Origin of the sequence: Ruegeria alba, assembly GCF_022321465.1 — a bacterium.
Lineage (GTDB): Bacteria > Pseudomonadota > Alphaproteobacteria > Rhodobacterales > Rhodobacteraceae > Ruegeria_B > Ruegeria_B alba.
Genome location: NZ_JAKOEM010000010.1, coordinates 1 through 12,313, shown reverse-complemented (window position 1 = coordinate 12,313; position 12,313 = coordinate 1). Strand labels below are relative to the sequence as shown.

At 62.6% G+C, this 12,313-nt stretch carries 12 protein-coding genes and 1 tRNA gene; 4 read left to right on the top strand and 9 right to left on the bottom strand.

What is annotated here, in order from left to right:
* Positions 1-65 precede the first annotated feature (65 nt).
* From MB818_RS12315 to hpaR, 7 genes are all read right to left on the bottom strand, one after another.
* A complete protein-coding gene (locus tag MB818_RS12315) occupies positions 66-1,565 on the bottom strand; it encodes a TRAP transporter large permease (RefSeq protein ID WP_234137038.1) in 1,500 nt (499 codons plus the stop codon).
* Positions 1,562-2,146, bottom strand: a complete 585-nt coding sequence (locus tag MB818_RS12310) for a TRAP transporter small permease (RefSeq protein ID WP_238905244.1) — start codon at positions 2,144-2,146, stop codon at positions 1,562-1,564. Before MB818_RS12310 ends, MB818_RS12315 begins: the two co-directional genes overlap by 4 nt.
* Before the next feature lie 73 nt (positions 2,147-2,219).
* Positions 2,220-3,278, bottom strand: a complete 1,059-nt coding sequence (locus MB818_RS12305) for a TRAP transporter substrate-binding protein (protein WP_234137036.1) — start codon at positions 3,276-3,278, stop codon at positions 2,220-2,222.
* A gap of 115 nt (positions 3,279-3,393) precedes the next feature.
* Positions 3,394-3,597, bottom strand: a complete 204-nt coding sequence (locus MB818_RS12300) for a hypothetical protein (RefSeq protein WP_234216176.1) — start codon at positions 3,595-3,597, stop codon at positions 3,394-3,396.
* A 3-nt stretch (positions 3,598-3,600) separates the two neighbouring features.
* The gene (locus tag MB818_RS12295) at positions 3,601-4,299 is read right to left on the bottom strand and encodes a fumarylacetoacetate hydrolase family protein (protein WP_238905243.1); all 699 of its coding nucleotides are present in this window, start codon (positions 4,297-4,299) and stop codon (positions 3,601-3,603) included.
* Complete coding sequence (locus MB818_RS12290; RefSeq protein ID WP_238905242.1) at positions 4,296-5,330, bottom strand: cupin domain-containing protein; 1,035 nt, start codon at positions 5,328-5,330, stop codon at positions 4,296-4,298. Before MB818_RS12290 ends, MB818_RS12295 begins: the two co-directional genes overlap by 4 nt.
* A 483-nt stretch (positions 5,331-5,813) precedes the next feature.
* Complete coding sequence (gene hpaR / locus MB818_RS12285; RefSeq protein ID WP_234216188.1) at positions 5,814-6,251, bottom strand: homoprotocatechuate degradation operon regulator HpaR; 438 nt, start codon at positions 6,249-6,251, stop codon at positions 5,814-5,816.
* Between the two features lie 146 nt (positions 6,252-6,397).
* On the opposite strand from hpaR, the gene hpaD reads away from it, so the two are divergent.
* From hpaD to MB818_RS12270, 3 genes are all read left to right on the top strand, one after another.
* Positions 6,398-7,378 carry a 3,4-dihydroxyphenylacetate 2,3-dioxygenase gene (gene hpaD / locus MB818_RS12280; RefSeq protein ID WP_234137031.1) on the top strand — a complete coding sequence of 327 codons (981 nt, stop codon included), beginning with the start codon at positions 6,398-6,400 and terminating at the stop codon, positions 7,376-7,378.
* A 21-nt stretch (positions 7,379-7,399) separates the two neighbouring features.
* Positions 7,400-8,809 (top strand): pyridoxal phosphate-dependent decarboxylase family protein, encoded by a 1,410-nt coding sequence (locus MB818_RS12275; protein WP_238905240.1) that lies wholly within the window; start codon positions 7,400-7,402, stop codon positions 8,807-8,809.
* 66 nt (positions 8,810-8,875) lie between these two features.
* On the top strand, positions 8,876-9,646 hold the full coding sequence (locus tag MB818_RS12270) for an HpcH/HpaI aldolase family protein (RefSeq protein WP_234137029.1): 771 nt from the start codon (positions 8,876-8,878) through the stop codon (positions 9,644-9,646).
* An 89-nt stretch (positions 9,647-9,735) separates the two neighbouring features.
* Here the strand turns inward: MB818_RS12270 and MB818_RS12265 are convergent, their stop codons facing one another.
* Both MB818_RS12265 and MB818_RS12260 read right to left on the bottom strand, forming a co-directional pair.
* Positions 9,736-10,950: a winged helix-turn-helix domain-containing protein gene (locus MB818_RS12265; RefSeq protein WP_238905237.1), complete on the bottom strand. Its 1,215-nt coding sequence runs from the start codon at positions 10,948-10,950 to the stop codon at positions 9,736-9,738.
* 3 nt (positions 10,951-10,953) lie between these two features.
* A complete protein-coding gene (locus MB818_RS12260; RefSeq protein WP_011049362.1) occupies positions 10,954-11,979 on the bottom strand; it encodes a LacI family DNA-binding transcriptional regulator in 1,026 nt (341 codons plus the stop codon).
* Positions 11,980-12,096: 117 nt separating this feature from the next.
* Here MB818_RS12260 and MB818_RS12255 point away from each other — a divergent pair.
* Positions 12,097-12,173: transfer RNA gene (locus tag MB818_RS12255), tRNA-Arg, on the top strand.
* Positions 12,174-12,313: the final 140 nt, after the last annotated feature.

Sequence of the window (12,313 nt, the reverse complement as noted above, 5' to 3'; positions counted from 1 at the left end):
CTCCCAAAGCCATCCTGCCCGGCGGTCGCCGGGAACCGTGTCATAGGACCGGGCGGCGACGTCGCCTATCCCGGCAGCAGAAACAGAGTGATCGCGGGGAACGCGACCAGAATGATCACGCGCACGATGTCCGAACCGACAAAGAACATCACCGCCTTGTAGGTGTCGGCCATGCGGGTGGTCCGGTCCATCGCGTTGATGATGAACAGGTTCATCCCCACCGGCGGTGTGATCAACCCGACCTCGACCACGATCAGCACGAGAATGCCGAACCAGATCGCCACATGCTCGGCCTCGGCCCGGTTGGCCATGCCGCGCGTCACGCGGATACCCAGCTCTTTCATCTGCTCGCGGGTCAGTTCGGCCCCGCTGGCAATGGCGTCCTTGATGCCCGCCAGCGTCTCGGCGCTCATCGCTTCGGGCACGCCCGCCTTCAGCACCTCCATTGCTGCATCGGCCTGCATCGCGGCCAGCGACACCAGATCGAAATCCATCGCCGAGATCACCGGAAAGAAGATCGGGATCGTCAAAAGGATCATGCTGAGGCTGTCCATCAGACAACCGAACACAAGGTAGAAGGCGAGGATCAGCGCCAGCACCACCCAGGGGCTGTAGCCCTGGGCAACCACGAAATTCGACAACTCCTGTGGCACCTGGGTCAGGGCAAGGAACCCGTTGTAGAAGGCGGCGCCGAGCACGATGAAGAAGATCATCGCGGTAGAACGCGCCGTGACCAGAAAACTTTCAGAGAGGCTGGCGCGGGTCAGCCCACCATTCAGCCAGGCAATCACGCCCGTGCCCAGCGCACCCACGGCGGCGCCTTCGGTCGGGGTGAACCACCCCAGATAGATGCCGCCCACAACCAGACCAAAGACCAGAAGCACCGGCCAGACCTGCAACAGGGCAGCGAACCGTTCGGCATAGGGGACCGGCGGGCGCGTACCGGCGCTGTCGGGGTAAAGCCGCACATAGACCGAAATGGCGATGACATAGCCCAGCGCCGCCATGATGCCGGGGATGAAGGCGGCCAGGAACAGCTTGGCGATATTCTGTTCGGTCAGGATTGCATAGATCACCAGCACCACCGAGGGCGGGATCAGGATACCCAGCGTACCGCCCGCCGCCAGCGTCGCGGTGGAAAACCCGCCCGCATAGCCGTATTGGCGCAGCTCCGGCAGGGCGACGCGGCCCATGGTTGCCGCCGTCGCCAGAGACGAGCCGCAGATGGCACCAAAACCGGCGCAGGCCCCGATCGAGGCCATGGCGATACCACCCTTGCGATGGCCCAGCCAACCCTCGGCAGCCTTGAACAATGCGGTCGACATGCCGCCCAGCGTCGCGAAATGCCCCATCAGCAGGAACATTGGCACGATGGTCAGCGAATAGCTGGAAAAGGTCGTATAGGTTTCGTTCTTGAGCCGGGCAAAGGCGACCTGGGTGCCGTCGGTGACCAGCACCAGCCCCAAAAGGCCGACCAGGAACATGGCCAGACCGATGGGCACCCTGAGAAAGATCAGCACCATCAGGGCAGGAAACGAGGCAATACCGATTTCAAGCGCGCTCACTGTGTCGCCTCCACCCCGTCCCAGACCAGGATACGGCCGGTAAAGCATTCATAGGTGCGCACCGCGCCCATATAGATTCCCACCAGCGCCGCCGCGAAGGCCGCGACAAAGCTGAGCGCATAGGCCCACCAGATGGGAAATTGCAGCAGAAAGGTGGTCTCGGCATAGGCGCGTTTGCTCATCATGCCGTCGAACAGTTTCCACGCGATCAGGACGAGGACAGCGGCAAAGGTCAATTCGGTCAGCATCCGCAGGATGCGGTTCACCCGGCGGCTGAACGAGTTGGCCAGAATATCGACCGACGCATGCCCGGCAGTGATCTGGCAGAGCGGCAGAAAGCAGAAGATGGCAAAGGCCACTCCCGCCTCGACCAGTTCGAAATCGCCGTTCACCGGGCCGATGCCTATTCCAATGGCCCAATCGGCCAGACCGGGGGCAACAGATTGCATGAAGTCACCGTGGAAGAAGCCGTTCAGCAAACGGCCCAGGATTGAGGCGCAGGTCAGCAGGATCAGAAGGCTCAGAACGATCCCGCCGATGATGGCCAACGTTCTGGCCAACCCCGTCATCAGTTTACGCATCGGTCCTCGGTCGGTTTCAGGCCGCGTGGCGGATACGGCGCAGAGCGCGCCGTATCCGCTGGCAGTTGCCGGATCAGTTGGAATATTGCGGCGTATACTTCTCGATCAGCATCTGCGCCTCTTCGAGAAGCGCCTTACCGTCCTTGCCCTTGGATTCCATGTCAGCCAGCCATTCGTCATAAATGGGCTGGGCCAGGGCACGCCATTCCTCGACCCCTGCGGCATCGATGGTGATGATGTTGTTGCCCAGATCCTCGGCCACCTGACGCGCCGGACCATCGGAATCGGCCTGTGTCCCACCGGCAAAGACCGAGAATTCGAGGCCCGAATTCTTATCGACCGCCGCCTTCAGATCGTCGGGCAGGCTCTCATACTTGGCCTTGTTCATCGCCAGCACGAAGGTCAGCGTGTACAGCGCGCGGCCCTCGAACTCGGTATGGTTCTCGACCAGTTCCGGCACCTTGAGGGCCGTCGTCACCTCCCACGGGATGGTGGTACCGTCGATCACACCCTTGCTCAGCCCCTCGGGCACCGCGGGCACCGGCATGCCGACCGGGGTGGCCCCCAACTTGGTCAGCAGCGAGTTGACCGAGCGCGAGCCGCCGCGGATTTTCATCCCTTGCAAATCGGCCGGGGTTTCCACCGGATCGGCGGTATGGATCATGCCCGGCCCGTGCACCCAGGTGCCCAGGATATGCACGTCCTTGAACTCGTCGTCCTTCATGTGCTTTTCGAACATTTCCCAATACGCATGGCTGACCGCACGCGCGTTGGTCATCATGAAGGGCAGTTCGAACACCTCGGTCGAGGGGAAGCGGCCCGGCGTATAGCCGACCACGGTCCAGACCACATCGGCAACGCCGTCGATCGCCTGATCCATCAGTTCCGGCGGCTTGCCGCCCAGCTGCATCGAGGGATAGCGCTCGACCTTGATACGGCCGCCCGAGTCCTTTTCAACGCCGTCGGCCCAGACGTCCAGGACCAGTTTCGGCACATTGGCCTGCGCCGGCAGGAACTGGTGCAGTTTCAGCGTAACCTCTTGCGCCAGTGCTGTGCCGGCGCTGAACCCGGTGGCCAGTGCCGCAACTGCAGCGCCGCCAATCAGGCCCAGAATCTTTCTGCGATAGGTCATGATATCCTCCCTTTGACCCTCTCTAAGCAATATAATGCGCAAATCAGATATGTTTGCAATATATTGCTTACATCTCCCCTCGTATGGTACCGGCCAGACCGGAACCGCCGTAACACTAATTCATCGAATCGTAGCACTCTTCCGCCGCCATGGCGCTCATCATTCTATTGCGCAGCTCGGCATTGGCGCCAATCGGGTGATGGCAATCATCGTCGCTAACAGACCGAAGTGCTTCAGCCGGCTCCGTCGAAGATAGGCCAGGTTCCGTCGCCAGCCCGCCGCTGCCCAAGCCATTGGTTGGAATGGTCTCGGCAGTCATGGGTTATTCCGCCGGTCCAAGCGTCAGCGCGATGGGGTCCAGCCCGTCGATACCGCCGGTGATCACATCCCCGGCGACGACCGGGCCGACCCCGGCAGGTGTGCCCGTCATCACAAGGTCGCCGGGACGCAGATGGTAAAAGCCCGACAGATGACTGACGATCTCGTCGATCTTCCAGATCAACTCGGACAGGGTGGCATCCTGTTTGATCACACCATTCACCTCAAGATGAATGCGCGTGTTGTCCTGCGGCGACCAGTCGGCCACCCGGGTCAGGGGCGCAATGACCGCCGCGTTCTCGACATCCTTGCCCAGGTCCCAGGGGCGTTTCTTGTCCCGCTCGCGAATCTGCTGGTCGCGCCGGGTCATGTCGAGCGCGCAACCATAGGCATAGACCGCGTCCCAGGCCTCGGCCCGGCTGGCGCGGAACACCGGCTTGCCGATGGCAAAGGCCAGTTCCATCTCGTAATGAAAATTCTCTGTGCCCGGCGGATAGGGAACGGTGGCCCCGGTCAGGATCGCATTGGCCGGCGATTTGGTGAAATAGAACGGCGCCTCGCGGTCCACCTCGTTGCCCATCTCGGCGGCATGGGCGGCATAGTTGCGGCCAACGCAGAAAATGCGCCCGATCGGATATGTGCCGCTTTCGCCACGGACCGGAATGCCGGGGATCGGGGTAAGGGTGAACAGGCTGTCGCTCATCTGGCGCGTTCCTCGTAGTAACCAAGTTTCTCTTGCAGCGGCCGGTCGTGGATGCGGACCAGAAATGCCTCGCTCTCTGCCTCATGCCGAATGCGGGCAAAGACCGGGGCGGTGAAGGTGTCCTTTGGACCCCATTCGATGACTTGCCCGTCAATCTCGCTGCGCCCGGAACCAGCGATCACATGAAAGGCCGAAGAGCAAGAGCGCAGCGGCGGCGCTTCGACCTGCCCAGCTGTCAGCATCATCGCGGTGAAGCCAAGCGCGGGCAGCACATCCTCGCCCGTTTCGGGGTTGATATAGTCCAGCTCGGCAATCCCCTCGCCAAAGGCCGCCATCTGGCGCAGCGCCGCCTCGGTCGCGGCCCAGGGATAGCGCATCATCGGGTAGCGCCGAGTGCCGCGTCCAGGTCGCCGGGATGGCGCCAGCCCGGCAGCGCTGTATTCGACCTGGCTGGCATCGGGGCGGTTGCGCTGCGCCTGCAACTCACCTTCGATCGCATAAGACCCTTCAAGCTGCACAAACAGCGGCAAATCGAGCGCGTCGAGCCAGATCACCGGCTCGTCCCCGTCATGGCCGTGGTCGTGCCATTCCCCGCCCGGTGTCAGCACCAGATCGCCCGGCTCCATCGGCAGGCGCTCACCATCAACCACCGTATAGCCGCCCCGCCCTTCGACCATGATCCGCACGGCAGACGGGGTGTGGCGATGCGCGGGCGCCAACTCTCCGGGTAGCAGAAGCTGCAGACCCAGGTAGATCGTCGCGGTCGCCTGCATCGCCCCCGTGCCGCGCCCCGGATCGGACAGAACCAGCACCCGGCGTTCCGCCTTTTCCACAGGCGTCAGTTCGCCTGCACGCAGCAGGAGCGGGCGCAATGCGGCGAAGGACCAGTGCCCAGCCCGCGTCACAGGCCGCGGTGCGTCATGCGGCAGCACATTTCGCATCATCGGCCAAAGCGGCGCAACACCAGCAGCGGTCATTTGATCGCGATAGTCCTGTGGCAATTCCGACAGCGTTCCCAGCTGTTCGCCCATGAGCATCCCCTTTCTCGCTCGGGGCCATCTTAGGCACTGCATCTGTTCTGGCAACTCTGACATCGACCGAGACCGTCAAGCTCGGATGCGCGGCATATCGCCCGCAACTGAGGATTGCATCGGCATAATTTCGCGCAATCCTTGCGATTGACGCTCAAGACACTACAATTCAGGTTGCGCTATCAACAATATCGGGACCTTCTGGGGAAGAAGATAAATTTAACGAGAGTCTTCAAGTCTTCGGAATGCGTTGCTGTCGGACTGAACCCCCATGTTCCGCACAGTTTAGCAATGAGTTGCCCCTACCAACTCGCACGTGTTCCGCTGACCAGCACTGTGGACGGTAACCAATCACGTCTCATGCTGCTGGAAGGGTCAGGCGGCGCAGCTACACCTAGCCTGGCCACCCTGCCGGAGAGAACCCCCTCCTCTCCGGCAGGGTCCCTTTGACAAGATACCAAGCTCTCCAATGCGACCTTGAAATCAGTTCGACGTATCGCGATAGAGTTCATTCAACAGGTCGAGCAACAACTCGTAACGCTCCGCTCCCATCTTCGCCTGAATACCCTCGAACACAGCCTGGCTGGCGCCCAAGTTATCGCGAATGATCCGGGTGCCGTTTGCGGTGATGCTGACGATCTGCTTTCGCCCGTCATCCGGATCGGGTTGCCGCGAGATCAGTTGCTTCTCTTCCAGCTTTTGCAAAATCCGGGTCAGGCTGGGCAATAGCAGGCAGGCACCGTCGGCGATTCTGGTCGGGTCTTGCGGACCCTCTTCTTCGAGAACGCGTAGAACCCTCCATTGCTGTTCGGTGATGCCTACGTCCATCAGAATAGCCCGCACAGGGCGCATAACCCGTTCACGCGCGCGCAGCAGGGCGATGGGCAAGGATCTGGACGTGTTGGGCAAATCTGAACTCATAGGGCAATTTCGCTGAAATCGCTCCTTCCCGCAACGGCGGAATGTCCGCATCCTGTTTTGGCGTTCGGGTTTGACAAATTCGAATTAATTTCACATGTTAATAATAAATTGAGAAACCGGCCTCGCTCGACAGTCAGGAGAACCAGATGCCCGTCCCCGCGCCCAATCTCTACCCGCCCTTCAACATTGTGCGGCTCAGCCATGTGGAGTACCGGGTCAGGGACCTGGCGGCTAGCCGGGCCTTTTACGTGGACATGCTGGGACTTCAAATCACCCATGAGGAAGAAGGGCGGCTCTATCTGCGCGCGATGGAAGAACGCGGGCATCACTGCATCGTTCTGGTTCAGGCCGATGCGGCAGATGTAGGCGTGCTGGGCTTCAAGCTTTATGACGAACCCGATCTGGAGCGGGCCGAAAGATTTTTCGCCGAAAAATCTTTGCCCACCGCCTGGGTCGAGCGGCCCCATATGGGCCGCACTTTGCGCACCCGCGACCCCTGGGGTATTCCGCTGGAATTCTATGTGCGGATGGACCGGCTGCCGCCGATCCATCAGAACTACCGGCTCTATAACGGGGTGAAGCCGCTCAGGATCGACCATTTCAACATGTTCTCGGCCGATGTGGATGCCAGCGTCGCCTTTTATGGCGAGATGGGGTTTCGCGTCACCGAGTACACAGAAGATGACGAAAGCGGGCGCCTCTGGGCCGCGTGGATGCACCGCAAGGGCGGCGTGCATGACGTGGCCTTTACCAACGGACTGGGTCCCCGCCTGCATCACACCGCCTTCTGGGTGCCGACCCCTCTCAACATCATCGATCTGCTCGATCTGATGAGCACCACCGGATATGTCGCCAATATCGAGCGCGGGCCGGGGCGGCACGGGATCTCGAACGCCTTCTTTCTGTATGTCCGCGACCCCGACGGGCACCGTATCGAGATCTATTGCTCGGACTATCAGACCGTCGATCCGGATCTGGAACCGATCCGCTGGTCGCTGACCGACCCGCAGCGCCAAACGCTGTGGGGGGCACCCGCCCCGAAAAGCTGGTTCGAGGAAGGCTCGACCTTCGAAGGCGCCGAGCCAGTACCGAGCGCCCTCAAGGCGCAACCGATCATCGCCCCCTGACGGCAGACGAGGATACGACAGATGAAATGGGAAGAATTCGCCGATTGGGGCCGCCGGGTTGCCGACTGGACGCAGGATTATCACCTGACCGTGGGCGACCGCCCCGTGCGCGCCCGGACCGAACCGGGCGCGGTGCTGAGCGCCCTGCCCGCCACACCACCCGAGACGCCCGAAGCGATGGAGGATATCTTTCGCGATTTCGAGGATATCGTGATGCCCGGGATCACCCATTGGCAGCATCCGCGCTTTTTCGCCTATTTCAACTCGAACGCCTCGGCGCCCTCGGTGCTGGCCGAATTCCTGGCCTCGGCCATCGCGCCGCAATGCATGTTGTGGCAGACCTCGCCCGCCGCGACCGAGATGGAAACGCGGATGATGGACTGGCTGCGCCAGGCGCTGGGTCTGCCCGAGGGCTTTGCCGGGGTGATCCAGGACAGCGCCTCGTCGGCGACGCTGGCGGCGGTGCTGACGCTCAGGGAAAAGGCGCTGGACTGGCAGGGGAACCACCAGGGCCTGTTCGGCCAGAAACCGCTGCGGGTCTATTGTTCGTCCGAGGTTCACACCTCGGTCGACCGCGCCATCTGGGTAGCCGGGATCGGACAGGACAATCTTGTGCGGGTACCGATCAAGGGCGACTGGCGCGGCATGGACCCCGACGCGCTCGAGGCCGCTATCGAGGCCGACTTGGCGGCGGGGCTGCACCCCGCTGGACTGATCCTGTGCGTGGGCGGCACCGGCACCGGCGCCACCGATCCGGTGGATCGCTGTCTGGATGTGGCCGAGAGATACGGTCTCTATAACCATGTGGACGCGGCCTGGGCTGGGTCGGCGATGATCTGCCCCGAGTTCCGCCACTACTGGCCCGGCATCGCGCGCGCGGACAGTATCGTGTTCAACCCGCATAAATGGCTGGGTGTTCAGTTTGATTGTTCGGCGCATTTCCTGAAGAACCCCGACGATCTGGTGCGCACGCTGGCGATCCAGCCCGAGTATCTCAAGACCCACGGGCGCGATGGGATCATCAACTATTCGGAATGGTCGGTGCCCCTGGGCCGCCGGTTCCGGGCGCTGAAACTCTGGTTCCTGATGCGCAGCTATGGGATGGAAGGGCTGCGCCAGAGGTTGCGCAACCATATCGCCTGGTCGGGCGCATTGCATAACCGGCTTGCCGCCGAGCCGGATTTCGAGATCGTGACGCCGCCGATGTGGTCGCTCTGGACCTTTCGCTATCTGCGCGAAGGGGTCGATCCGGACGAATTGAACCAGCGGCTGGTCAACGCGATCAACGATGACGGGCGCATCTATCTGACCCAGACCCGGGTCGATGGCGCGCTGGTGATCCGGTTTCAGGCCGGCCAGTTCGAAACCACCGAGGCCGATGTGATGATGGCCTTTGACGTCATCACCGAAATCGCCCGCGCGCTGCCATGAACGCTGGACAGGGCCTGCGCGCTGACGCAGGCTCTCCACCGAAAACCCGACCATAGGAGACCCGCCATGCCCGCGCCAAAGAACCCGTTCAAACAGGCCCTTGCCGAGGGCAAGCGCCAGATCGGTTGCTGGATGAGCTTTGCCGAACCCAGCGTGGCCGAAATCATGGGGACATGCGGGTTTGACTGGCTGGTGGTGGATGGTGAGCATGCGCCCAACGACATCCGCTCGATCCGGGATCAGCTGACCGCTTTGGCGGCCAGCCCTTCGCATCCGGTGGTACGGGTGCCGGTGGGCGAGGACTGGATCATCAAGCAGGTGCTGGATGCGGGCGCCCAGACAGTGCTGGTTCCGATCGTGGAAAGCGCCGATCAGGCCCGCCAGCTGGTGCGTGCCTGCCGCTATCCGCCGACCGGTGTGCGCGGTGTGGGTGCTACCGCCGCCCGGGCCACCCGGTTCGGAGGCGTCAGCGAGTACATCCAGACCGCCGATCAGGAGATCTGCCTGCTGGTACAGGTCGAGAACCGCGCCGGCATGGCGGCGCTGGACGATATCCTGACGGTCGAGGGCGTGGATGGCGTGTTCATCGGCCCCGCCGATCTGAGCACCGACATGGGGTTCCAAGGCAACAGCGCCGCCCCCGAGGTGCGTGCTGTTATCGCCGATGCGATGACCCGCATCCGCGCCGCAGGCAAGGCGCCGGGGATCCTGGGCACCAATGAGGAGGCGACCCAGGCCTATCTGGAGATGGGCGCCCAGTTCCTGGCAGTGGGTCTGGATGTCATGCTGCTGACACAGACAGCACGGGCGCTGTCGGCGCGCTGGAAATCCGCCTGAGTTCTCCTCTGACGTTTGCGCGTACCGACCTGCCGGATGCCTCCGGCGGGAGTATTTCGGACCAGAAAGAAGCAGCGGCGATGCATTGATCAGAGAGGATCACGCAGCCAGTCCTTGGCAAAGATGACCTGATCTACCCCGGCCAGGCGACGGACACGATCCAGTTCGGCCTCCAGCCGCCGGGTGCGGGCGGGCGACCAGCGCAGCCCGCGTTCGGGCCAGAGCGCGCGCACCCGAAGCTCGCCACACTCGCGATGCGCCTTCATGTCGATCCGCCCGATCAGCCGATCGCCTTCGAGCAGGGGAAAGACGTAGTATCCATAGACCCGTTTGGGTTCGGGTACAAAGACCTCGATCCGGTAATGAAAGCCAAAGAGCCGCTCGGCACGTTTGCGGTCGCGCAATGCCGGGTCGAACGGGCTGAGCACCCGGATGCGGCCCGGCGCAGGTGGCACGGCGGAGGCCTGGCCCAACGCATCGGGCCGGGCGAGCACCTTGCGCAGGCTGCCATCGGCACAGGTGATCTCGAGGGCTTCGACCTCGCCCCGCGCCTCGGCCCCTGCCGCCCAGTCGCGGGCTTCGGCCGGGCTGGCGCTGTCCCAGAAGGCCGCCAGTTCGCCGGTGGTGGCAAAGCCCAGCCGATCAAGGGCGGCGTTGCACAGCCAATCCACCGTTGTCTTGGGATCATGATCCAGCGCACCGGGGCGCAAATGGTCTTCGATCACCCGCTCGGTCAGGTCATAGCGTTTCTGAAACCCCTCGCGCCCGATCACCGTCAGCGCGCCCGAGCGCCACAGATATTCCAGCGCGGTCTTGGATGGGTGCCAGTCCCACCAGCCGCCCGATTTCTTTTCTTCGTCCTTGCCGACATCTGACGAACTGACCGGCCCATGATCGCGGATATGATCAAGCACGGCGGCGAATTTGCCCTCGAACCCGTCGCGGCGCCAGTTCTTCCACCTCGCGCGCAGCATCTCTGCATCGCGCTCAAACCGCATATGCCAATGCGGGTAGAAGGCCATTGGGATGACAGCGGCATCATGGGTCCAATGTTCGAACAGCGCCCGGTCCCGTTCGTAAAGCCTTTTCAGATCGGGCGGGCGATAGGCGGGGCGGCGCGAGAACAGGATCAGGTCATGCGCCCGCGCCACGGTGTTGATACTGTCGAGTTGCACAAAGCCGAGCCGGGTGATCAGGTCCAGCAGATCGGCCCCGCGCGCGGGGCCGCTGGGCTGCCCCGCCAACCCGTGCCGATCCAGGAACAGCGCCCGCGCCGCGCGGTTGTCGAGCCGTTGCAGCGCCACGCCTCAGCGCCGTTTCAGAGTGTCGCCATAGCTGATCTTTGGCTCCAGCGTGATCCGGGTTTCGATCTCGGCCTCAGGATCCTCCAGCCGCTTGGCAATGATCTCGGCCGCCTTGCGCCCGATCTCCAGCCGACAGGCATCCATCGTGGCCAGTTTGCGCGGCAGGCCCTGAAGCAGTTCCACATTGTTGAACCCCGCCAGCCCGATCTGACCGGGAATGTCGATCCCCTGTTCGAGCAGGTAGAGCAAACCGCCCGCCGCGATCATGTCATTGGAGTAATAGAGGAAATCGAGGTCCGGCGAGCGTTCCAGCATGGCCTGGGTCATCTCGCGCCCCTTGGCCAGAGCCGAGCCGCCGGAGTAGAACTCACGATCCTCGATCTCGACCCCGTTCTTGCCCAGCACCTCGGTAAACCCTTCAAACCGCTTGCGGGCGCGATAGTCGAGCGGCATCTTGGTGCCCATGAAGCCGATCCGGCGATAGCCCGCCTTCAGGATTGCCTGCGCCATCTCGCGTCCTGCGCGGCGGTGCGAAATGCCCACCATCGCATCGACCGGCTTGCCATCGCTGTCCATAATCTCGACCACCGGGATCCCGGCGGCATCCAGCATGGCACGCGCCGCCTCGGAATGCTCCAGCCCCGCGATGATCACGCCCGAGGGGCGCCACGAGAGCATCTCGTACAGCACCTTTTCCTCTTTTTCGGGCAGGTAATCGGTGACGCCGACCACCGGCTGCAATTCGGTATCCTCGAGCACCTGGTTGATGCCGGTCAGAACCTCTGGGAATACCATGTTCGACAAGGACGGGATGATCACCGCCACCAGGTTGACGCGGTTCGAAGCCAAAGCACCAGCGATCTTGTTGGGGACGTATCCCAGCTCCTTGGCCGCGGCGAGGACGCGTGCGCGGGTGGCATCTGACACGTCGCCCCGGTTGCGCAACACCCGGCTGACGGTCATCTCCGATACCCCCGACGCCTCGGAGACATCGCGAAGGGTGAGCGGGCGTTTGGTATCTGCTGTCAAGGGGGCACCTGCTTCAATGGGTTTTGCGATGATGCTAGCGCGAACGGCAGGCAAGGTTCAACTGCTACCGATAGACCGATGACAAGCCTGTCAAACCTCGGTAGAGAGGGGGGCGGCGGCCCCGTGGCTCAATTGGATAGAGCAGCCCCCTCCTAAGGGGCAGGTTGCAGGTTCGAATCCTGCCGGGGTCACCAAAACTACCTGAAAAATATGGCATATTTACAAAACGTTGTGCAGAAGCATGCGGAAAGCCCCGCGAGAGACGGTTCCGGAAAACTGAACAGCCGGGATAAGTGGATTTTCCGCGCAACAGCAGCATGATGCTGCGAGCGAG